Source organism: Candidatus Izemoplasma sp., from assembly GCA_036172455.1.
Lineage (GTDB): Bacteria > Bacillota_I > Bacilli_A > Izemoplasmatales > Izemoplasmataceae > JAIPGF01.
Window position 1 is genome coordinate 155876 of the sequence record JAXKVY010000002.1, and the last position, 22160, is coordinate 178035.

Annotated in this window: 22 protein-coding genes; 1 reads left to right on the plus strand and 21 read right to left on the minus strand. The window is 35.2% G+C overall.

Annotated features, from left to right (window positions below; all coding sequences use genetic code 11):
• Nucleotides 1-14: 14 nt before the first annotated feature.
• From mutS to UMR38_03390, 10 genes are all read right to left on the minus strand, one after another.
• Nucleotides 15-2564, minus strand: a complete 2550-nt coding sequence (gene mutS / locus UMR38_03345) for a DNA mismatch repair protein MutS (protein MEC9484897.1) — start codon at nucleotides 2562-2564, stop codon at nucleotides 15-17.
• A 14-nt stretch (nucleotides 2565-2578) separates the two neighbouring features.
• Nucleotides 2579-3571, minus strand: a complete 993-nt coding sequence (locus UMR38_03350) for a hypothetical protein (GenBank protein ID MEC9484898.1) — start codon at nucleotides 3569-3571, stop codon at nucleotides 2579-2581.
• 91 nt (nucleotides 3572-3662) lie between these two features.
• Nucleotides 3663-3983 (minus strand): YlbF family regulator, encoded by a 321-nt coding sequence (locus UMR38_03355; protein MEC9484899.1) that lies wholly within the window; start codon nucleotides 3981-3983, stop codon nucleotides 3663-3665.
• Nucleotides 3976-5418, minus strand: a complete 1443-nt coding sequence (gene miaB, locus UMR38_03360; GenBank protein MEC9484900.1) for a tRNA (N6-isopentenyl adenosine(37)-C2)-methylthiotransferase MiaB — start codon at nucleotides 5416-5418, stop codon at nucleotides 3976-3978. The genes UMR38_03355 and miaB overlap by 8 nt, the downstream gene beginning before the upstream one ends.
• Nucleotides 5402-6193: a TIGR00282 family metallophosphoesterase gene (locus tag UMR38_03365; GenBank protein ID MEC9484901.1), complete on the minus strand. Its 792-nt coding sequence runs from the start codon at nucleotides 6191-6193 to the stop codon at nucleotides 5402-5404. Before UMR38_03365 ends, miaB begins: the two co-directional genes overlap by 17 nt.
• 209 nt (nucleotides 6194-6402) lie before the next feature.
• The gene (locus tag UMR38_03370; GenBank protein ID MEC9484902.1) at nucleotides 6403-6939 is read right to left on the minus strand and encodes an NUDIX domain-containing protein; all 537 of its coding nucleotides are present in this window, start codon (nucleotides 6937-6939) and stop codon (nucleotides 6403-6405) included.
• Between the two features lie 37 nt (nucleotides 6940-6976).
• Complete coding sequence (gene rny / locus UMR38_03375) at nucleotides 6977-8539, minus strand: ribonuclease Y (protein MEC9484903.1); 1563 nt, start codon at nucleotides 8537-8539, stop codon at nucleotides 6977-6979.
• A 192-nt stretch (nucleotides 8540-8731) separates the two neighbouring features.
• On the minus strand, nucleotides 8732-9700 hold the full coding sequence (holA, locus tag UMR38_03380; protein MEC9484904.1) for a DNA polymerase III subunit delta: 969 nt from the start codon (nucleotides 9698-9700) through the stop codon (nucleotides 8732-8734).
• Nucleotides 9701-9761: 61 nt separating this feature from the next.
• Nucleotides 9762-11852 (minus strand): DNA internalization-related competence protein ComEC/Rec2, encoded by a 2091-nt coding sequence (locus UMR38_03385; GenBank protein ID MEC9484905.1) that lies wholly within the window; start codon nucleotides 11850-11852, stop codon nucleotides 9762-9764.
• A complete protein-coding gene (locus tag UMR38_03390; GenBank protein ID MEC9484906.1) occupies nucleotides 11821-12375 on the minus strand; it encodes a helix-hairpin-helix domain-containing protein in 555 nt (184 codons plus the stop codon). The genes UMR38_03385 and UMR38_03390 overlap by 32 nt, the downstream gene beginning before the upstream one ends.
• A 93-nt stretch (nucleotides 12376-12468) precedes the next feature.
• On the opposite strand from UMR38_03390, the gene UMR38_03395 reads away from it, so the two are divergent.
• Complete coding sequence (locus UMR38_03395) at nucleotides 12469-13275, plus strand: DUF975 family protein (protein ID MEC9484907.1); 807 nt, start codon at nucleotides 12469-12471, stop codon at nucleotides 13273-13275.
• Nucleotides 13276-13302: 27 nt separating this feature from the next.
• Here the strand turns inward: UMR38_03395 and UMR38_03400 are convergent, their stop codons facing one another.
• From UMR38_03400 to UMR38_03450, 11 genes are all read right to left on the minus strand, one after another.
• Nucleotides 13303-13968, minus strand: a complete 666-nt coding sequence (locus UMR38_03400) for a class I SAM-dependent methyltransferase (protein ID MEC9484908.1) — start codon at nucleotides 13966-13968, stop codon at nucleotides 13303-13305.
• Entirely contained in the window at nucleotides 13968-14306 is a 339-nt protein-coding gene (rsfS, locus tag UMR38_03405; GenBank protein ID MEC9484909.1) for a ribosome silencing factor, read from the minus strand. The genes UMR38_03400 and rsfS overlap by 1 nt, the downstream gene beginning before the upstream one ends.
• Nucleotides 14293-14886 (minus strand): bis(5'-nucleosyl)-tetraphosphatase (symmetrical) YqeK, encoded by a 594-nt coding sequence (gene yqeK / locus UMR38_03410; protein ID MEC9484910.1) that lies wholly within the window; start codon nucleotides 14884-14886, stop codon nucleotides 14293-14295. The genes rsfS and yqeK overlap by 14 nt, the downstream gene beginning before the upstream one ends.
• A complete protein-coding gene (gene yqeH, locus UMR38_03415) occupies nucleotides 14886-15992 on the minus strand; it encodes a ribosome biogenesis GTPase YqeH (protein MEC9484911.1) in 1107 nt (368 codons plus the stop codon). Before yqeH ends, yqeK begins: the two co-directional genes overlap by 1 nt.
• A gap of 1 nt (nucleotide 15993) precedes the next feature.
• Nucleotides 15994-16545 carry a YqeG family HAD IIIA-type phosphatase gene (locus tag UMR38_03420; GenBank protein ID MEC9484912.1) on the minus strand — a complete coding sequence of 184 codons (552 nt, stop codon included), beginning with the start codon at nucleotides 16543-16545 and terminating at the stop codon, nucleotides 15994-15996.
• An 11-nt stretch (nucleotides 16546-16556) separates the two neighbouring features.
• Nucleotides 16557-18344 (minus strand): YgiQ family radical SAM protein, encoded by a 1788-nt coding sequence (locus UMR38_03425; protein MEC9484913.1) that lies wholly within the window; start codon nucleotides 18342-18344, stop codon nucleotides 16557-16559.
• Nucleotides 18345-18348: 4 nt separating this feature from the next.
• Nucleotides 18349-19017, minus strand: coding sequence for a M48 family metallopeptidase (locus tag UMR38_03430; GenBank protein MEC9484914.1), 669 nt, complete (start codon nucleotides 19015-19017; stop codon nucleotides 18349-18351).
• Nucleotides 18998-19687 carry a 5'-methylthioadenosine/adenosylhomocysteine nucleosidase gene (locus UMR38_03435; GenBank protein MEC9484915.1) on the minus strand — a complete coding sequence of 230 codons (690 nt, stop codon included), beginning with the start codon at nucleotides 19685-19687 and terminating at the stop codon, nucleotides 18998-19000. Before UMR38_03435 ends, UMR38_03430 begins: the two co-directional genes overlap by 20 nt.
• A 54-nt stretch (nucleotides 19688-19741) precedes the next feature.
• Nucleotides 19742-20209: a transcription elongation factor GreA gene (gene greA, locus UMR38_03440; GenBank protein MEC9484916.1), complete on the minus strand. Its 468-nt coding sequence runs from the start codon at nucleotides 20207-20209 to the stop codon at nucleotides 19742-19744.
• A gap of 20 nt (nucleotides 20210-20229) precedes the next feature.
• Nucleotides 20230-20862 (minus strand): uridine kinase, encoded by a 633-nt coding sequence (udk, locus tag UMR38_03445; protein ID MEC9484917.1) that lies wholly within the window; start codon nucleotides 20860-20862, stop codon nucleotides 20230-20232.
• Nucleotides 20863-20959: 97 nt separating this feature from the next.
• Complete coding sequence (locus tag UMR38_03450; GenBank protein MEC9484918.1) at nucleotides 20960-22153, minus strand: U32 family peptidase; 1194 nt, start codon at nucleotides 22151-22153, stop codon at nucleotides 20960-20962.
• Nucleotides 22154-22160: the final 7 nt, after the last annotated feature.

Here is a 22160-nt window from a genome sequence, read left to right on the forward strand (position 1 = left end):
GACTGAGTGACTTCCTATTTTATTTTGGTCATTAATTCATGTAAGATATTTAATGCTTCAATTGGCGTGCATTCATCAATATCAATCTCTTTTAAACGTTCTCTCAATTCATCTTTTGGTGTGACTTCTTCTGTCTCATTAAAATCAAACAAGGTTAAGGTTTCATCTTGTTCTAAACGTTTATGATGAAACTCTAAATGACTCAACAAATGATGAGCACGTTTAATCAATGGGGCTGGTAATTCCGCAAGTTTAGCAACATTGATACCATACGATTTATCGGTCGGTCCATCTTTTATTTTATGCAAGAAGGTAATGTGACCTTCTTCATCTGTGGCACTTACATGCACATTCTTTAACCGGTTTAATGATTGGTCTAAATCTGTTAACTCATGATAATGTGTTGAAAACAAGGTTTTACAGCCAATTTGTTCATGGATATACTCAATGATAGCTTGCGCTAATGCCATCCCATCATATGTCGCAGTACCGCGCCCAATTTCATCAAATAAGATAAGTGACTGTTTGGTAGCAGTACTAATTGCGCGGTTCGCATCAAGCATTTCGACCATAAAGGTTGATTTTCCACTGACTAAATCATCTGCCGCACCTATACGGGTAAAAATCGCATCAAAAATCGGTATTTTTGCGCTTTTCGCAGGGACAAATGATCCAATTTGAGCTAGTATCGCCGTAATCGCTAATTGGCGCATATAAGTAGATTTCCCACTCATATTCGGACCAGTGATTAATAAAATGTCCGTTGCTTTATCCATCTTGATATCATTTGGAATAAATACCTCTTCTAAGACTTCACTTACTACCGGATGAAATGATCCTTCAATATCAATCACATGAGATTGTGTTAATATCGGACGGCTCAGTTGAAACTTTTCACTGATGATTGAAAAAGCAATCATCATATCGATTTCACTTATAATTGATGCATTGTGTTGAATATGTTCGATATAGTTTTTGGCCTTTTCACGAATGGATACAAATAAATCATATTCTAAGGTGACTTGTTTTTCTTCACTGGTAATAATTTTCTTCTCTTTTTCTTTTAACGTGTCTGTGATATAACGTTCACTATTGGCTAAGGTTTGTTTGCGTGTATAGCCAAACTCATCTTTAACATTACCGATTTGTCCTTTAGGTATTTCGATATAATACCCAAAGACACGGTTATAACCAATTTTGAGTTTTTTAATGCCTGTTGTTTCTCTTTCTTGTTGTTCTAAGTCATCTAAAAAGGCTTTGACGTTACGTGAGATATCACGGTATTGATCCAGTTCTTCATCATAACCATCTTTAATGATGCCTCCTTCTTTTATGGTTAATGGAGGGTCATCTACGAGACCTGTATGAAGCTCGTTGACTAAATCATCTAAGGTGTTTAGCTGATCAGCTAAACGCTTTGTATGCTTAGTATCTAATGTTTCTAGTTGTGTTTTCAAATAAGGCACGACACTAAGACTACGTCGCAGTTGAACTAAGTCTTTCGCGTTGGCATTACCGTAAGCAACGCGCCCAACAATCCGCTCTAAGTCATACACATCCGTTAAGGCATCCCGTAACTCATTTTTAATAATAAACTCTTTATTTAAAATATCGACAGTATCGTAACGTGTCTCTAATACTTTTTTATTGACTAATGGTCTTAATAACTGACGTTTTAAATACCGACTTCCCATCGCTGTCTTACATTTATCAATAAGCCAAAATAAACTTCCGTTACGATGGGCTTGACGCAATGTTTCTGTCAGTTCTAAGTTTCTTACACTATTACTATCAAGACGTAAATACGATGTTGCTTCTAGTTGCTCTGCAGGTTTAATATGCATGAGTTCGCGTTTTTGTGTGTCAAGAATATATTTAATCAGTCGACGATAGGTTTTTTTCGCATCTTTACTATGAATATTACTGAGTAATTGTTCAAACATATCAGGAATATCGGTATCATTTTGAATTGAGACTAAAATCCCTTCTTGTTTAACATACTCCTTTAAATAAGCTTCATCAAAGAAGTGTGATACGACTAGTTCTTTAGCATTGATTTGGAGTAACTCGCCGACTAAAATCGTTTTATCTTTTGGTAATTCTAAACTAAAGCTATCGCCGGTTGATACATCACAAAAGCTTAAGGTAAATTGATGAGGGTGAATCCCTAATGCGGCAATATAATGGTTTTCATTTTCTGCTTGGTCCATAAAGGTCCCTGGCGTAATTAGTCGAACGACGTCACGCTTTACAAGTTTCTTTGTTTTTGATGCGTCTTCAACCTGTTCACAAATGGCAACCTTATACCCTTTTTCAATTAAGCGTTCTATATATGGATCTGCGGAATGATACGGTACACCACACATCGGTACACGTTCCTTAGCCCCGGCATCTCGACCGGTTAATTGAATCTCTAACTCCCTTGATGCGAGATACGCATCGCTAAAAAACATTTCATAAAAGTCGCCCAGTCTAAAAAAGACTATCGCATCCTCATAGTCTTCTTTAATGGTTAAATATTGACGCATCATTGGCGTATACTGTGTTTTATCGATACCTTCCATAATGGTCTCCTAAACTATACAACGAAATTGATATATGCTAAGTAACCGACACCCGCTAGTACACTTAGTGCAATTACGATTAAAACAATCTTCTTAACAAATTTTTTGCGTTGTTCTTTGACTTTACTTGCAATTTCTTGAAATTTTATGTTGTATAAATATTCTTCAATGTTCCTCCCAGCAAACACTTCTAAACTCTCTGTGTATTTAGGCGCGGCCTTTTTAGGCATTTTAATTAAGATATATTCAATCATATCACTTTTACGCAACTCAATACTGACATTGACTTTACGACGTTTCGCATACCGTTCAATTTCTAAAATAGATTTTTTAGCAATTTCCTCCCGTTTTGCGTCATCAAAGCCGAGTTTTAAAGCCACAATATCAATGAGTTGTTTTTTGTTAATACGACGTGGTATTTCCACACCATACTTTTTACCCAGTTCACGAATTTCAGTCATTGTAGTCGCATTTTCTAATACTTCTTGGGCATCTTCAATTAATGTCCCATCAAAGTATCCATCGGGTTCAAAGTAAACTTCTTGGAAGTTTTTCATCATCTCTTCATAGGTTTCTTGGTCTTCTTTGGCATATTTCAAAGTTAAATTTTGTAATTTAACAAACTCCAAGTTATTAATCCCTAATTCACTGCGATTACGGATAATAATATCCCAAAAGTCTTTCTTGTACTCGTTGACATCAATCTTTAATTGATAGCCTGAAGCCAAACGTTCTAATTGGAAAATCGTAAAATCATCAAACCAGCGTAACCGATATTTCATTTCATCAGAAAATTTGTCACTGCTTTCTGCGTCGGCTATAGCAGGGGCGATATTTTTTCGGATTAAGGCTTTATGTAAGTAATTTGGTAAATAAATTTCCTTGTTTTTAAGGTATTTAACAATCTCACTACTTGGAATAACAATGAAGTCTTTCACAAGTTTACTGATCTTAACTTTTTTCGAATATAAGTAAATATATTCTTCCGTTTTTTTATTTTTTGCCATTCTAACACCTTCCAATCTATCTTTATTATAAAATAAATACCCTTATAAAGCAATAGGAAATCGCTTAAAAAAGCAATTTCCCACATTTTTGTTATTTTTCATTTATAGCTGATTCAAAGATTTTTTGTAGTAACACAAGATCATCATTTATCCATTCGAGTAAATCGATGAACTCATTAAATAATGGATGGTTTCCCAATTCTTCTAAAATGTTAGTGTACTGTGCTTGGGCTTTTTTAAGTTTTGGATCCTTATGGTGTTCGTAATTAACCAATACTTTTTGTGCCTTTAACAGCCGTTGATATTCTTTTTGTAAAGACGCATCGTTATTGATAATGGTCTCTAATTCTTGGAACCGTTTAACTTTATCATCATCTTGTAAAGCCTTGATTAAGGCATCTAACTTATTCAACAGCCTCACCTATCATGAACCATGTTTTGGCTTCGGTAATTTTCACATCAACAATATCACCAATTAAGGCTTTTGGTCCTTTAAAGTTAACCAACTTATTATTTTCTGTATATCCAGCTAAAACAGTGTCATCATTTTTAGATGGTCCTTCAACTAAGACTTTTACGACTTTACCTTCAAAGCGTTTAGTCCCATCTAGGTAACCATCATTAATTGCTTCATTTAACTCATGTAATCGTGCCTTTTTCTCTTTTATCGAGACGTTATCTTCATATTTTGCCGCAGGTGTTCCCTCACGTTTTGAATAGACAAAGGTAAAGGCCCCTTCAAACTGACATTGTTTCACGAGATCAAGGGTCTCTTCAAAATCTTTCCGTGTTTCTCCTGGAAAGCCAACAATAATATCAGTGGTTAAAGAAACATGGGGTATTTTTTCTTTAATTTCATTGACAAGTGCAAGATAAGATTCTTTTGTATATTTACGATTCATTTTTTTTAAGATTGCGTTACTACCCGATTGAACAGGTAGATGGATATACGGCATGAGATTCCCACCTTTAGCTAAGACATCCACTGTTTTTGAATCAAAATCTTTTGGATGAGAAGTCGTAAAACGTACACGGTTGATATCCATTTTATAAAGATCACTTAACAAATCACTAAATTGATATTCTTTATCCGTAAAATCTCGTCCGTAGGAATTTACATTTTGTCCTAGCAATGTGACTTCTTGATAACCCTGGTCAATCAGTTCTTGAACTTCTTTTAAGATATCTTCTTTATCTCTTGAACGTTCTTTACCTCGAGTATAAGGGACAATACAATATGTACAGAACTCATCACATCCATACATGATATTTAACCATGCTTTTTTGGTATGTTCTCTGACTTTAGGAATGTTCTCAACGATTGACCCCTCTTCAGAGAATACTTCAATCACCCGTTCTTTTGAAAATAAAACTGCCTCTAAATATTCTGGTAACTTGTATATATTATGGGTCCCAAAAACCAAGTCAACGTAGGGATATTTTTTTAATATACGATCAACGACAGACTCCTCTTGTGGCATACAGCCACATACGCCTAATATCAATTCTGGATTATTACGTTTAAATTGTTTAAGTCGTCCCAGTTCACCAAATACTCGATTTTCCGCATTTTCTCTAATCGCACACGTATTCAGAAGAATGATATCTGCCGTTTCTAAATCGTCTGCCTGCGTGAACTCAAGTGCTTCTAATATTCCCCGAATTTTCTCTGTGTCTGCTTCATTACCTTGACACCCATAGGTTTCTATACGGTATGTTCTCCCTTTTCCAACGCCTTTGATGTTGGCATATTCATCAAAATACAATGTCGTAGTTGTATTGTTCTTACGTTTTCTTGCATCACGAAGCGATGGCTTTTCAAAATATTTACTATAATCTTTGGCCATGATTAATTCCTCTTTCATCTGAAAAATATTGCAGGTGTTTAATCGTTGATTGATCCGTATCAATCAATACTGCATTAAACTGTAGTACATCTGACTTATCCTCTTCAATGCGGGCTGGCATCCCTGATATAAATTTCTGTATTTGTTTATCTTTTTGTGCCCCTAATATACTATAACGTGACCCTGTCATACCAATATCAGTAATATAGAATGTCCCCTTAGGTAATCTCATCGCATCTTTCGTTGGCACATGAGTGTGGGTACCAAAAACAGCCGTTACACGACCATCCACATGGTGTCCAAAGGCCAGTTTTTCACTTGTTGCTTCCCCATGAAAATCAATAATGATATGATCAGTATCGAGTGTTTTTAAGGTATCATCAATAACGGTAAATGGATTTTTTAAAGGGTCCCCCATAAAGATTCTTCCCATTAAATTAATGACCGCAACGGTTTCTCCATTATAGTTAAAGGTGTAAATTCCTTTACCAGGCACACCCTCGCCATAATTTAGTGGTCTAATAATAGTTGCGTCATCCATATAATCCATAATCTCACGCTTACTAAAGGTGTGATTACCCATTGTAATCACATGGATGTGCATGCTTTTTAGGTCATCATATAAGGCTTTGGTTAATCCAAATCCACCAGCTAAATTCTCACCATTGACAATGAGTAAATCTGGGCGATATTGTTCTTTCACTTGGGGTAAATACTGTTTTAAAGCTTTTAACCCATTGTTTCCAAATACATCACCTACCATACAAATACGCATGATATCAACTCTTTTCTAGAAAGGGTAACTTAAATATGTCCCTTTAGTATCTCTTATAGAGATTGTCTCTTTGTTAAGACATCTCTATAAACTAATGATAAATTACTATTTAACGGTTTTTCCTAATTGTGTGATGAATCCTATGCACAGGTGTTTCAAACTTACTATCTTGAAATCACGTTGATTAAATTAGTCAAAATAGACTCTAATTACCGTTTCCTAAGTCTTTCGTTTGATATCTTTAAAAGATCAAAGTAATCACGACGTTCTAATAATCGTGCATAGTTCCAAAAGGTGTTCTCTATTACCATTGTTTCAATCTGATCTAATGTTTTATAGGTAACTGCTTTAACTTCATGATGATCAAGTTGTAAGGATGATAATCTTACATCTTTTTCAACTAAGTACACATCGGTAATATAGTTTGATTTGGGATGATCAATCACATAACGCTTAATCCGTGTTAAGTCTTCTGGTGTTAAGTTTAGTCCAATTTCTTCTTTTACCTCACGCAAAGCGCCATCTATACTGGTTTCATTTTGAATAACCGCACCACTTGTACATCCCCATTGATTGGGAATGAGGTCAGTTGTTTTATTACGTTGTTGGATGAGATATTCGCCATCCTTATTGCGTATCCACACATGAACCACAAGGTGATATTCCCCTTGTGTATTGGTGCCTCCACGGTACATTGTTTTATCTAACTTATTACCAAGTTTATCATATAAATCAAATTTCTCCATCGTATCACCTATAAGGAAAGCCTTCTAAATAGAAGGCTTATTTTGCAATATCTTGAGCACGTGTTTCACGAATAACGGTAACCCTGATGGTACCAGGATATGACAATTGTTCTTCGATCTTATCTTTGATGTCACGGGCAATTTTATATGCCATTGTGTCATCAACTTTATCTGGTTCTACAATAACACGTACTTCACGACCGGCTTGAATAGCATACGCGTGTTCAACACCTTGTACATTGGTTGAAATGGATTCAAGTTGTTCAAGTCGTTTAATATATGAGTCAAGTGATTCACTTCTTGCGCCTGGGCGTGCAGCACTGAGAGCATCAGATGCGGCAACTAAGACTGCAATAATTGTTTCAGCTTCTACTTCACCATGATGTGAACGAATAGCATCAATGACTGCGAATGGTTCTTTATAGCGGTTCGCTAAGTTAATCCCAATCTCAACATGTGATCCCTCGACTTCATGATCGACAGCTTTACCAATATCGTGTAAGAGTCCTGCACGTTTTGCGAGCACTTCATCTTCACCAATTTCAGCAGCTAACTTACCAGATAAGAACGCTGATTCAATAGAATGTCTTAAGACATTTTGACCATAGCTGGTTCTAAAGTGTAGGCGTCCAAGTAACTTGACTAAATCTGGATGTATTTTCCCAATCCCGACTTCAAAGACAGCCTCTTCTCCTTTATCTCGGATAAATCGGTCAACCTCACTACGGGTTTTTTCGACAACTTCTTCAATCCGCCCTGGATGAATGCGTCCATCGGCGACAAGTGCTTCTAATGCGCGTTTCGCAATTTCACGGCGAATCGGATCAAACCCACTGAGTACGACGGCCTCTGGTGTATCATCAATAATTAAATCGACACCTGTTAATGCTTCAATGGTCCGTATGTTTCGTCCTTCTCGTCCGATAATACGTCCTTTCATTTCATCATTTGGTAAGGTAACGACACTTACAGTACGTTCTGATGTAACATCTTGTGCGTACTTTTGTAATGCGGTTGATAAGATTTCTTTTGAATTTTTATCAACTTCACGTTTTGCTTTCTCTTCTTCTTCTTTAATAAATTGAGCAATTTCATTTGCCATTTCGTCTTCTACTCGTTTAAAGATTAATTCTCTTGCTTCTTCGGTTGTGAAGCGTGCAATTTCAAATAATTTATTGTTTTGTTCTTCTACTAACTCATCCAGTCTGCGATTTTTATCTTCTAATGATTGTTTTCGACGTTCAATGCCGTCTTCTTTTCTGTCCAAATTCCCTTCCCGCTTGTCTAAATTAGAACTTCTGCGGTCAAGGGATTGTTCACGTTGTAATAAACGATTCTCGACATTACTTAATTCCTGTTTCTTTTCTTTGGTCTGTTTGTCGAGTTCAAGCTTCATCTTATGGATTTCTTGCTTGGTTTCAAGCAAGGTCTCTTTTTTATTCTTATCGGCTTGTTTACGTGCGTCTTCAATCAATAGATCTGCTTCTTCACGAGCTTTTAATAGACCTTTTTCCCCAATATATAAACTGAGTAAAAACCCTACTAAGGCTCCAATAGCGATAAATGCAAGACCGGAGAGTATGAATACTGTTATATCCATGGTAAAACCTCCGTCCTTCTTTTAACTTCTATAATATACGATAAAACATAATTTAATTATGAGTAGAAACAAATTAACAGTTTAATTATAACAATGATTAGGCCAAAAAGTCAATGCATAAACAGTGATTATTATCAAATGAAAATGGGAATGAAAACTGAAAAAAAGCAATGAGCGCCTACCCATTACTTTTTAGACTTGACCTAGGATAAATAATTCTAATGCAATTTTTTTATCAATTTGACCAGTTTTAATTTGATAATCGATTTTTTCAAGTGTTTTCAAATAATCCACAACCCGTTCTTTAACAACACTTTGGGCGTTTTTCATAATATAATACGTTCGACCTGGTGTCGCATTAAAGTAATCAGAAATCTGTTGTTTTGAGGCATTGTTTTCAAGCAATGTCTTTGTATGAAGTATCTCACGATATTTATTGACTAAAATACTGAGTATGCGTAATGGATCTTCACTGTGCATTATAAGGTCGTTATAGATTTCTAAGGCTTTTGCACGGTTATTTTCGAGTAATTTATTGGTAATCTCATAGACATTATCTTCGACGTTTTTAGTTACCACAAGTTTCACTGTTTCTAAATCAACTCGCTCAACTTCTTCTGCGTACAAAATAAGCTTTGTTGTCTCATTAACAAGGACTTCTGTATTGGTTTCTACGCGTTTTAATAGTTCTTCTAATGCATTTCCATCAATTGTAATCCCGTGTTTCCCTAGTTGGCGATTGACCCAACTGCGCATATTATGTGATTCAAGTGTTTTGCATTCTTCAATTGTTGCCTGTTCTTTAACAACTTTAGTTAGAGCCTTACGGGCATCTAATGCGCTATGGGGAACTTGCAAAATTAAACAAGTGTCATCAGATGGATGGTCAATATAACGTTTTAAGGCATCTAAATTATGGTTAATTTTAGATGTGTCTTTTTTACTCGTTAAAAAGAAACAATTTTTGATGATAATGACTTTCGTCTCAGCCATAAATGGGATTGTAGATGCGTCGTTGATTGCGACTTCAATGTCTGTTTCATCGGCATCATAAACTGTTACGTTAAATTCATCAACATCACATTGATCAATAATTGTTTTTGTCTTTGATTTTATTAAATAAGTATCATCGCCATAAAGTAAATAAAGTTGATTTTCCATTGTCAGCACCTCATCCATATTATAGCATGTCTGGATACTTCTTGCACGTTGAAATTACATCTTATGGTGGAAAATTATCGCGCCATGATATACCGAAAAACGATCGATATCGAATCGTTCCCGATTGGTCAGTTCGCAACACTTTAATATCATGATCCTGATATCTTTTTATTATCTGGTCATGGGGGTGTCCATGCGTATTATTGCGGTCCACATTTATTATCGCATGCTTTGGATTTATCGCTTGGATAAATAATTGACTTGATGAGGTATTACTCCCATGGTGACTTACTTTAAATCGATCCACATTAATATAGTAGTTTTTTACAAACGCTATTTCAGCGATTTCCTCTGCGTCTCCCATGAAAAAATAATGGGTCTGATTCATCCATATGCTTAACGGAATACTCCGGTTGTTGGGATTATCATCAGTGATCTCTAGCGGATAAATGAACAAAGAAAGATTGCCACACTGAATCATCTGGTTTTCATAGGCGCCCACATTGTCTGGTGTAATGAGGTGGCTCACTGTAAAGGATTCTAATAGATCCTCTGTTTCCCCATAATGATCGGCATGAAAGTGACTGACAATAACATAATCAATGCGTTTGATTTGCATCCGTTTCAAATAATTAATTAATGTGTTGTACTCATCAGGTTTCCCTGTATCAACAATGATATTACATTGATCAAAACGATCTTTAATAACGGTACTCTCGCCCTGTATATCTAAAAATGTAACATCTTGTATCGGGTTGAGTTTATGGGAAAATACGGTGACTATAAGATACACGAGAATCACTATTGCTAATCTGCGATAATGGTGTTTATCTAAAATTGCTAATAAATATAATAACAGATAATATAATATGATAAACAAAGGATGAAACAGATAAAGCGAAACCGGGATATAGAATACTTTGCTTAGTGTTAGAATCAACACGTCAAAGAAGCTGATAATATGCGCATAAAGGGGATCTAATAACGGAAAAATAAATGTGATATACCCAAGCGGGACAATCACAAGCGTCGTCAGGGGAATCATAACCATATTAACAAGGATAGTCATGAGATTTACTTCGTAGTTCATTTGAATGACTAATGGTACTGTGACCAAAAAAGCGATTAAGCTGCTAAACATCAATTGGGTTAACCCATACAAATCTGATAGTAAATCATAACTAATTATTAAAAAGAAAGTTACTAAAAAACTCAGTTGAAACCCAATATTTAAGTAATAGTAAGGCTGAACAATAAGTAACAACACGAAGACTACACTTAACATGTCTAAGGCTGAGATGTCTACATTTTTGAGTTTGACTATCATGACACCAGTTGCCATCAAGCTTGCACGAACGACTGATGGCGTAAAACCTGTGATAATCATATAGAGACTTAAAATGATGCATATAATGATATATCTCTGTTTATCTTTGATATTAAAAACCATTCCAATTTTATTCAAGGATAAGATAAGTAAGCCAATATGCATACCACTCACCGCAAATAAATGTGATATACCGAGTGTTGTAATCGCTAAGGATATCGTTTCATCAAAACCACTTGTATCCGCTAAAATAAATGTTTTGATATAGGCTTCAGAACGGGGTAAGAATCGCTCAATATAGGTTTTGATGACATCGTGGATTATTTGAAGAGAAAACCCTTCTCTAACCTTTGTTAGGGACTTCGCATCAAAAAGCAAACCAATGCCTTGACTTTTTAAATATTGGTCATAATCAAAGCCACCTGGAACAGTTGAGGATTCAGCCTCTCGTTTTTCACCACTCACTGTAATGACATCCCCTGCTTTAGTTTCCTCATAGCTGTATACAATAACTTTGCATAGACCTGTCCGACCAGTCATTTTATAACGATACAGTGTTGCTTCTACGTGGCTTACTTTTAAAGTGAACGAATCATCTATGCCAGTACATAATTGAGCGGTTACGATGCGACTCAATCCATAGATGGCTAGAATGATAAGAATCATCACTAACATATCTTTGTGTTGTTTAATGATAAACCATAAAAATGCACTTAATAATAGCACATACCAAAAGGATTCTAATGTCATTAGAAGCGTGGTTAGTGCTATAGCACAATAAACAAAACGATATTTATACTGTAATATACGGTTCAAGATCGGCAAGTGTCTGTTCTCCAATGCCACTTACATTTAATAACGCTTCAATTGTTTCAAAATCACCAAATTCTTCACGATAATCAATGATACTTTGTGCCGTACTAGGTCCGATACCTGGTAAGGTTTCTAGTTCTATTTTAGAGGCTGTGTTAATATTCACAATACCCGCCTCTTGATTTTCTGTGACGTCTGTGATTAGAGGATAGTCTTCACCAACTATTGGCACATAGATCACCATTTCATCTCGTAAAGATTGGCTTAAGTTAATGGCTAACTCATCCGCATCATGTAAGAGTCCACCCGCTTTACTAATAACTTGGAATAGACGACTATCTTCTTTGAGTTTATAGACACCTGGGTATTTTACTGCGCCTTTAATATCGACATAAATATATTGTTCTTCTGCCTCTTGTGTCTCTTTGATTGGCACAGTAAACTCTGGTGTATCATCATCTTTTTGGAACAGAAAAAAACCAATTGAAACCACTATGAATAATGCCAAAATACCATATTTTTTTATATATGTCATATCATCACCTCATATAATATGATATGGTTCATACAAAAATATTTCTTTTCGCCAACTAATTATGATATAACATGGGCTTAGGAGATGGTTAAAATGCATAAAAAAACACCTTATTCAGCCATTAAAGAAAACGCCAGAATGCGTCTCAACGAAAACTTCGGGACCGCATTCTTTATTATTTTTGTCATTGATTTTTTTTATTTTATAATTCGGTTCACATTGACATTACCTATCACCCTTAGTCATCCGATTATAGATGTAATCTATGATGATACAATTATGATTATTATCACTACGTTAAATACGTTAGTGACCTTAAAGTTACTGATTCCATATGTTCGCGGTAAGGACTCGTTTTCACTGAAACAATTATTTGATTATGACAAACGACTATTATCAATTCTTGTCTATACAATTGTCTTTTTTATCCCTACTTATATCACATCATACCCGATCATTGTTTATCTATTATCCCTTGTAGGATATGACGGAGCTAGTGATGTTAGTTATCAAGCAATGTCAATGTTTCATGCAAGTAGTGATACACATCTTTATTATCTTATTCCTGTTATTATACTATCGATTATATTTTTATACCTAAGTGTACGGTTTATGTTTGCCTCGTATCTTATCGTTGATCAATCGCTCCCAGTAATTGATGCTTTTAAGATGTCATGGCAGATCACAAAACATAGTGTCCTTCGTATCATTTTTTTTCCATTCAGTTATCTTCTATGGTTTCTTGCTATTCCCTTCCCATTTGGTCTCATAGGGTTTTATGTCATACCATATTACATCATTGGCCTTGTAGAGTTATATGAGACTCTCTTGATGGAAAGTGGCCAGAAAAGACGGCCAGAAAAAGAGGTTGTATTCGAATATGACCCCCTTGAAATTTAATATAAAAAAAGGCTTTAAAGCGGTGCTTTAAAGCTTTTTACATATAATAATGATGCGTTCTTTTGTTTTCTTTTTCTTAACAATATATAAATCTGCCTCTTCTAAAAGCCGTTTATAAGTTTTAAGCGGATACGTTTGTTGAAGGTGTTTCTCAGTTATGTCCTGAAAATTCAAGGTATGTTGAATTTGTCCAGGAATATCGGTGTGAGACACTTGCCAATGCATAGTATCTTGTGCTAAGTCAATGGTTTCTTGATACCCATCAAGTTCTTTAACAAAAGCTGGACGTAGGACATCAAAGACCAAAATAGAACGGTCATGCATGGCTTGGCTTATATTATTAAATACACTCAAGACATCTTTTTCTGACAAAACATAATTGATGACATCAGAGGACATCGTAAAGATATCATATGTGTTGGCAATTGGGTCTAATAAATCATGGATGAAGAAACGTATATGAAGATTATGTTCAACAGCATTATTATAAGCTTCTTCTAACATCGGCTGAGAGACATCTGTACCGGAGACAAAATAACCTGCTTCTGCGAGTTTGATGGCAAGTGGCGCTGTGCCACATCCTAAATCTAGGACAGTGCCATTTGCTTGATATTTTTGGATGAGTTCATAATACATCTCATATAATGCATCATCTAAGAAGAGATCATAATAATGACTCAATTGTTCATACATTAGATTTGATCACGTTTGATGGTTTCAATTTCTACCAACATTTTTTCTAGGTTGTAATATGTTCTCTCTTCTTTTGTGAACACATTCACAACAATGTCCTTACAGTCAAGTAATACCCATGCATTAGAATTTTTTCCTTCAACGCGTGGGACATCAAATCCAGCTTCTGCTAGATCGTCAGAAACGTGTGTAATTGATGCTTGTAATTGACGTGAACTGGTAGCACTTGAAATCACCAAGAAATCAAAGAATGGTGATTTTTCACGCATATCATAGATCTCAATATCCGCGAGATTCACATCTTCTAAGGCATCTAATATAATATCAATTTTCTTCATTTTGTTTCAACTCCTCTTTATAGTAGTCTCTTGCAAGATAAGCTAATTCAGGAATGTTCTGAGTCCCATCTTGAAATAATTTAATTGAATTGTCCATAATTGTATAAATTGCTTTTGTAAAATTGTCTTTAGCTATTTCACGAACCTGTTTACATGATTCATACTCTCGACTAGGTTCGATATAATCACTCACAAATAAAATTGCTTCGATATCACTCATGTTCGGCCGACCAACTGTGTGATGCATAATTGCCATCAGAATATCTTGATCAGTAATCCCATAAGTAATCGTCGCATAAGCCGCTGCGCTATAAGCGTGGTATAAGTTTTCGTTAAAAGACTCTATAATCCATTCACTATTATCGAAACCTTTTTTTATGTAATCGATGTGTTCATCTTTAGATAAATATTTTGTGCAGTCGTGCAGTAAACTTGCAATGGTTATTTTGCGTTCATCGACATTGAACTGCTTGGCGTAATATAACGCTGTTTCTACGACACCATACACATGTTTAAGGCGATGTGTTTTACCCGCCTTTCGATAAATCTTTTGTAAATCCTGTTTGATTGTATCAATCATTAAATTAGCGCCTTTCTAACATATGGCGTAACATGTTTAAATGTTGATACTTTAACCTTTGCTCTAGCGCGTACAGTCACAAACCCAAGGCCTGGGATTACAATATCACTTTTGTAATGTCCCATCGTAAGATGATAAGTTTTTCGTAACGTATCTTCTTCCTCTTTAAAAGGTGGCGTGAGTAATGTGTATTTATGTGTATCATAGAAGGCGTCATTATCTGCTGTTTTACGTCTATGTATGTTTAGTCGATTTGATACAAAGACAGTAACATTGATATCTTCTTCACCTGAAAACTCAAGTCGTGCTAGCCCCCCTAAAAAGAGTGTTTGATCACTGTACAATTGATATGTTTTAGGCTTTATTTCTTTATTAGGATTCACCATTGCGCGTGATTTAGCCGACAGTGTGGTTAACACACTATGATTATTCATTAAGCCTGGGGTATCGATGATTTCATTATCACCAATCGGGATGTGAATAAAATCTAACGTTGTGCCAGGATGATGACTCACTGTGATTAAATCTTTATCAATGGTTTGAGCACTTTTCAAGATATGATTAATAAAGGTAGATTTGCCAACATTTGTCATACCGACAATATAGATGTCACGTTGACCAGCTAAGTCAAGGATATCTGCAAGTACATGATCTAGTTCATAATTCTTTAAGGCACTCATTACCATTACTTGTGAGGGTTTTAATTCATTCTCTCCACATATCTGTTTCAAATTATGAATCAGTTTATTATGTCTAACGCTTTTCGGTAACAAGTCAATTTTATTTCCTACAATCACCAACTCATTATGGTTGGTCAATCGGTTAATTTGTGGAATCAATGTGCCTTCAATGTCAAACATATCAACGAGATGTACAATCAGTGCATTGTGTTTAGGGATGCGATTCAGCATTTGAAAGAAAGTATCTTCATTAATCGAAGTTGGCATTACCTCATTATAATGCATCAATTTAAAACACCGTTTACAGACAATTTCCTCATCAGGGTTGTCCGCAAGCGCATCTAACTTATGACCAGGAACAAATCCTGGTTGGTTTTGATCATCGCTTTGAAGCGTACTGCCACAACCAATACATTTATAGTCCATATTATCGCCTCTCATCTAGTTTGAGTTCTTGATAGGTCTTTGGATATTTTCGTTTGATCTTTTGCAACATTTTTACCTCTATCTTTCGATTAAAGCGGGTATACCATTTTTCGGTTTTACGCTTGATTGGATTAACCAAGACAACGCTTGCGCCTAAACGTTTAGCCGCCCAGACATCCGTCATTAATTGATCGCCTACAAGTAATACTTCATCTAACTTGTGATTCACAAGTTCTTTTTTGATATGACGTATCAGTGGCTTTCTAGCATTAGCAACACCTTTAATTTCTAATCCTTTAATGAAAACTTCCATCCGTTTTGGCACATTATTTGACATAATAATTACCTCAAATCCCATATCTTCTAAATCCTCAAATAACCCAAGTACTGATTGGGTTGGTCCTTCATCTTCATATGAAATTAACGTATTATCCAAGTCTGATACAATCAGACGTTTTCCTTGGTCATACCACTTTTGAAAATCAATATCAAATATAGATGGTTCAAAAGCATCCGGAATAAATTGTGTTGTTTTTAATAGTAAATGAATCATAAGTCCTCCTCTTAATGTGGACGAATTAAACAGTGTTTATCATAGCCGATTAGGTCTGTTCGTCCAGCTTTCATTAAGGCTTTTTTTACAAGCTGATAATTTTTTGGGTTTTTATATTGAATCAATGCCCGTTGCATTGCTTTATCTTCTTTTGTTTTCGGTACATATATTTTTTCCATCGTTCTTGGGTCTAATCCAGTATAATACATACATGTAGATAAGGTGCCAGGAGTTGGATAGAAGTCTTGAACTTGTTCTGGATAATATCCTAAGTCACGCACATAACATGCCAGTTCAATCACATCATCAAGTGTACTCCCTGGATGCGAACTCATTAAATATGGCACCAAAAATTGTTTTTTATTAAAGGCATCATTGTATTCATAGAATCGTTTGACAAAACGATCATATAATGCTCGCTTGGGTTTATTCATTTTATCTAAGACGCGGTCACTAATATGTTCTGGGGCGACTTTTAATTGGCCAGAGACATGGTGTTTAACTAACTCTTTAAAGAACGCATCATTGTCATCATACATCACCATATCATAGCGAATACCACTTCTGACAAACACTTTTTTAATGTTGTTAAGCTTACGGAGTGAACGTAAAATATCTAAATAATTCTGATGACTTATATCTAACTCAGAACATGGTTCATCACTTAAGCATTGTCTATGGGTACAGACTGAATCGTTTTTCTGTCGTTGACAAGCACGGTCATAGAAGTTCGCTGTTGGCCCACCAACATCATGAATATATCCTTTAAAATCAGGCATCTCAGTAATTGTTTTGGCTTCATTCACAATTGATTCTTTACTCCGTGATTGGATAATTCTACCCTGATGATAGGTTAATGCACAAAAACTACATCCACCATAACATCCACGATTACTGATAATAGAAAATTTCACTTCTCTAATCGCAGGTACTTCTCCAAGTCTATCATACATCGGATGGACTTGTCGCATATAATCAAATGAATATATATTATCCATCTCAAGTTGTGTTAAAGGACGATTAGGTGGATTTTGTACAATCGTATGATAACGGTAATGTTCAACTAACGGTTTAGCTGTTTTAGGATCTAACGCATTGTACTTCATCATAAAACTTTTTGCGTACATGTCTTTACTATCTAAAATATCATCATAACTCGGTAATGTGACGGCATTATGAGGAATATATGCCGCTTCTTTCGCCTTAAAGACTGTGCCTTTAATAAAGATAATATCTCGTATATCTAATCCACTATCTAAGGCATCTGCGACTTCTACAACAGACAATTCACTCATACCATAAATTAACAAGTCAGCTTTACTATCAATCAATATACTTTTTTTAACACTATTCGACCAGTAATCATAATGTGCAAACCGACGTAATGAAGCTTCAATCCCACCAATAATTATATTTGCGTGAGGAAAGAGCTTACGGACTTTAATACCGTATTTAATCGTCGCATAGTCTGGTCGCAATCCCATTTTTCCTCCAGGTGAATATTGATCTTTTTTACGGCGTTTTTTTGACACATAGTAATGATTAACCATAGAGTCAATATTCCCCCCACTGATTAAAAATCCTAATCGGGGTTCACCGAGACGCTTAAAGTCTTTCTCACTTGACATGTCGGGTTGAGCAATAATACCAACAGAATATCCATGTGCTTCTAAGACCCGTGAAATAATAGCGATACCAAAAGATGGATGATCAATATACGCATCACCACTAATCAATATAAAATCTAATTGGTCAATCTCTTGATCAATCATATCTTGTCGTGTTACAGGTAGAAACATAGTATCACCGTAATCGTATTTTCTTTAACCTTTTTCTAACCGATTTATAGTTTGGATAAATCCGTTCTAATAACGCGTAGAATGCTTTTGAATGGTTGGCCACTTCTAAGTGACATATCTCATGACAAAAGACATATTCTAAAAACAGAACATCATAATGTAATAAGTGGGTATTTATATGAATTTTCCGTTTTTGTTTATGACAGCTCCCATATCGACTTTTCATGTAAGAAAACCGGTAGGTAACATTATCTAAATTAATATAACCATTGTTTTTATAAGTTTTTATTAATGTGTCAATTGCGCGTTCCATGTGCCTTTTTTCAAATATTTGTAAAGCTTTTTCAGATGGTATCGAAATCGTTGACTCCTCTTCATTTATTGAGACATCTTCACTTGAGCCATCTAGACGTTTATATGTTTTATTGAATAGCGTATACAGTGTAGGATCTTGAGATTTAGGCTGCGCTTCAATAAACCGTTCTTTTAATTTTATTTGTTCATCTTCAATATGCTTTATCATGTGTTTCATCGACGTTCTTTTAGCCATATGGACCTTAATGATGCCAGGTTCATTAAAATAGAAATAGGTATATTTATTATTTTTTTTAATGAACTTAAATGGAATGTCTAATCCATCACAAGTTACTGTTTTAACATGACTTGATGACATCAAGTAACACCTTAGAAACGTTTTTGACCGCATCACTCAAGAACGATTCAAAATCGACGTGCTGGTTATAATCTTCAATGACATCTGATATCGAACGAAGTACTAAGAACGGTTTGTCATAATGGCTACAAACATGTGCGATGGCGGCCGCTTCCATTTCAATGGCCAAAATGTCTGGATATTGATTATTTATAACTTTTAGGGGTTTTTTATCATATACAAATTGATCACCCGATGCAATTTTGCCTAAATAGACAGGTAATTTCTCTGTTTTACCCGCTTTTTCTGCCAATTTTACAAGGTCTTTATCGGCAATAAAAGTGGGGGTCTGACCTGGAATTTGTCCATGTACGTAACGATCAAATTTTGTAACATCGACATCGTGATATAGTATTTCTGTACCGATAATTATGTCTTTATGGGTCACACCATTTTGTCCCCCGGCAACGCCAATATTGATTAAGTGGTCAATATCATAATGTTCAAATAATAACGTCGCTGTAATTGCGGCATTAACTTTACCAATTCCTGCCAAAGCGAGTACCACGTTGTGATTATGTATGGTGCCTTCATAAAAAGTTTTATGGCGCAATGATGTTTTTGTTAAATTTGTTGTATGTCGCAATAGTTCTGTCAGTTCTTCTTCCATTGCTCCAATAATTCCAATCATGACTTTTCCTCCTTTAAAAATGAAAATAAGAATGTACGATACATTCTTATTTAGTTATGAAAAATCAATTACTTTGACACGAATGTCTCGTCCAGTTTCTCCTTTAACAACAATTTCATCACCTTTTTTACAACCGATGATTGCTTTTCCAATTGGTGATTCATTTGAAATCTTATTGTTTAGTGGATCCGCTTCAATTGTACCAACTAACTTGTACTCATTTGGTTCTAAATCATTGATTTGAATTGTGACACTATTCCCAATGTTGACAATTTTTTTATCTGCTTTAGAACTATCGATTAATTCATAATTTTTTAAAATGCTTTCAATTTCTTTAATCCGCGCTTCAATGCTTGCTTGTTCATCCCGTGCGGCATCATAATCAGCATTCTCTGATAAGTCACCTTGTGCGCGAGCTTCTTTTAACGCTTCTAAGTTAGCCTTGCGGTCAACTGTTTTCAAACGTTCTAATTCATTTTGTAAATCTAATAAACCTTGTTCCGTTAATTTTACCTTTTCCATAGTGTAACCTCCATTACTTATTATACATCAGGTTTGTCTGAAATGATAGATTTTATTTTCGTGATAATGAGATCTACCGCCACATCATGCGTTCTATCATTCGGGATAATAACATTTGCATAACGTTTTGTCGGTTTAACAAATGCAAAGTGCATTGGTTTAACTGTTTTTAAATACTGAGCGATAACACTTTCCATTGTACGACCACGTTCTTCAATATCACGTTTAAGTCGGCGAATGAAACGTAAATCATCATCCGCTTCAACAAATAACTTAATATCGGATAAATCACGTATCCGTTTGTCTTCTAAAATTAAAATTCCTTCTAATATCAAGATCTTCGTCGGTTGCATAATCTCTGTTTTTTCTGAACGTGTATGGCGTTCAAAGTCATAGGTTGGTTTAACAATCTCTTCACCTTTTAACAACTTAAGAATTTGCTTATACATCAAATCGTTGTCTAAAGAAAACGGATGGTCATAATTCGTTTTATAGCGTTCTTCTAATGGCAAATCTGATTGATCTTTATAATAATCATCATGTTTAATGACCGTTACATTTTCATCTTTAAATGATTCCATGATTCTTTCAACAACAGTTGTTTTGCCTGAAGCACTACCTCCAGCAACTGCAATAATTACAGGACGTTTCATCCTATCACCAACCCTTAACAAAAGGAGTGCATTCACTCCTTCAGTAATATTCTAGAACTCATTCCTATTATATATGAAGGAAATATTTTTGCAATAGTTATTCTGTTATTTTTCGTAAGATGTCAAACTCATTGACATGAAATGGGATTTTGAACTTAAGCAATTGTTTCGGATGTCTTGCGACATCAATGTATTCATCAGTATCATAATCCATCATGTGATCAACTTTAAACTTGATTGGTGTAAATGATGGTGAGAACACTTCAACAACATCACCATTTTTAAAATAGTTTCGCTGTTCAACAAGCGCAATTTTGGTCTCTGGGTCATAGTCTCTAACAATACCAATAAACTCTTGCGTGGGATTTTCACTACGCATATTATAAAGTTGTTGGTTTATTGTAGTAATCCCATGCATAAAGCCATGAGATGTTAGACGATTTTCAGCTTTTTTAATTTGGAGTAAATATTTGGGTAAATCGATATCATAATCATCACAAATATCATCAATTAAGTGACGGTATGTATTCACAACCGTTGCGATATAATGAATTGATTTCATTCGGCCTTCTATTTTTAATGAATCGACACCCATATCAATTAATGAAGAAATATCTTTTACAGTCTGTAAATCTTTTGAACTCATCGAAAAAGGGATGTCTTTATTGATTTTTTCATCTTTATAATATAAGTCATAATTCCATCGACAACTATGTGCACATCCACCACGATTTGCATCACGATCTGTCATATTATTACTCAAGGTACATCTACCAGAGTAAGATACACACATGCCACCATGAATAAAGACTTCAATGTTGATAGGGGCTTTTTCAGATAACTCACGAATTTCATCGAGTGATAATTCTCTAGCAAGAACAACGCGTTCAGCGCCTTGGTTCTTCCAGAATCTCGCGCCGAATTCATTGGTCACTGATAATTGTGTGGATATGTGAATTTCTAAGTTGGTATGCGCTTTTGCTGTATCGATAATTATAGGTGAAGCACAAATAATCGCATCAACACCAACGGCTTCAAGTGATTGTAGATATGGCATTAATCCATCTAAGTCTTCATTATGTGGAATAATATTAGTCGTCACGTAGACTTTCTTGTTTAATCTATGAGCGATATCGCATGCTTTTTTAATTTCTGGAATATCAAAGTTCGATGCACGTGCGCGTAAACTAAACTTTTTACCCCCAATATATACCGCATCAGCGCCATAATGAAAAGCAACTTTTAATTTCTCTAAATCTCCCGCAGGAGCTAATAATTCAGGTTTTTTCATATCATCA

Bases quoted from the DNA above. Each gene is read 5' to 3' on its own strand.
- UMR38_03420 (MEC9484912.1), bottom strand. From the start codon at position 16,545: ATGATTCATTTACTATTAAAAACAACACAATTTATTCCGGATGCTTTT.
- UMR38_03395 (MEC9484907.1), top strand. From the start codon at position 12,469: ATGCATAAAAAAACACCTTATTCAGCCATTAAAGAAAACGCCAGAATG.
- rny (MEC9484903.1), bottom strand. From the start codon at position 8,539: ATGGATATAACAGTATTCATACTCTCCGGTCTTGCATTTATCGCTATT.
- UMR38_03430 (MEC9484914.1), bottom strand. From the start codon at position 19,017: ATGTCATCAAGTCATGTTAAAACAGTAACTTGTGATGGATTAGACATT.
- rsfS (MEC9484909.1), bottom strand. From the start codon at position 14,306: ATGAAGAAAATTGATATTATATTAGATGCCTTAGAAGATGTGAATCTC.
- miaB (MEC9484900.1), bottom strand. From the start codon at position 5,418: ATGGCCAAAGATTATAGTAAATATTTTGAAAAGCCATCGCTTCGTGAT.
- UMR38_03370 (MEC9484902.1), bottom strand. From the start codon at position 6,939: ATGGAGAAATTTGATTTATATGATAAACTTGGTAATAAGTTAGATAAA.
- UMR38_03350 (MEC9484898.1), bottom strand. From the start codon at position 3,571: ATGGCAAAAAATAAAAAAACGGAAGAATATATTTACTTATATTCGAAA.
- UMR38_03400 (MEC9484908.1), bottom strand. From the start codon at position 13,968: ATGTATGAACAATTGAGTCATTATTATGATCTCTTCTTAGATGATGCA.
- UMR38_03435 (MEC9484915.1), bottom strand. From the start codon at position 19,687: ATGATTGGAATTATTGGAGCAATGGAAGAAGAACTGACAGAACTATTG.
- UMR38_03450 (MEC9484918.1), bottom strand. From the start codon at position 22,153: ATGAAAAAACCTGAATTATTAGCTCCTGCGGGAGATTTAGAGAAATTA.
- udk (MEC9484917.1), bottom strand. From the start codon at position 20,862: ATGAAACGTCCTGTAATTATTGCAGTTGCTGGAGGTAGTGCTTCAGGC.
- yqeK (MEC9484910.1), bottom strand. From the start codon at position 14,886: ATGATTGATACAATCAAACAGGATTTACAAAAGATTTATCGAAAGGCG.
- UMR38_03390 (MEC9484906.1), bottom strand. From the start codon at position 12,375: ATGACATATATAAAAAAATATGGTATTTTGGCATTATTCATAGTGGTT.
- greA (MEC9484916.1), bottom strand. From the start codon at position 20,209: ATGGAAAAGGTAAAATTAACGGAACAAGGTTTATTAGATTTACAAAAT.
- UMR38_03365 (MEC9484901.1), bottom strand. From the start codon at position 6,193: ATGCGTATTTGTATGGTAGGTGATGTATTTGGAAACAATGGGTTAAAA.
- holA (MEC9484904.1), bottom strand. From the start codon at position 9,700: ATGGAAAATCAACTTTATTTACTTTATGGCGATGATACTTATTTAATA.
- yqeH (MEC9484911.1), bottom strand. From the start codon at position 15,992: ATGGACTATAAATGTATTGGTTGTGGCAGTACGCTTCAAAGCGATGAT.
- mutS (MEC9484897.1), bottom strand. From the start codon at position 2,564: ATGGAAGGTATCGATAAAACACAGTATACGCCAATGATGCGTCAATAT.
- UMR38_03425 (MEC9484913.1), bottom strand. From the start codon at position 18,344: ATGTTTCTACCTGTAACACGACAAGATATGATTGATCAAGAGATTGAC.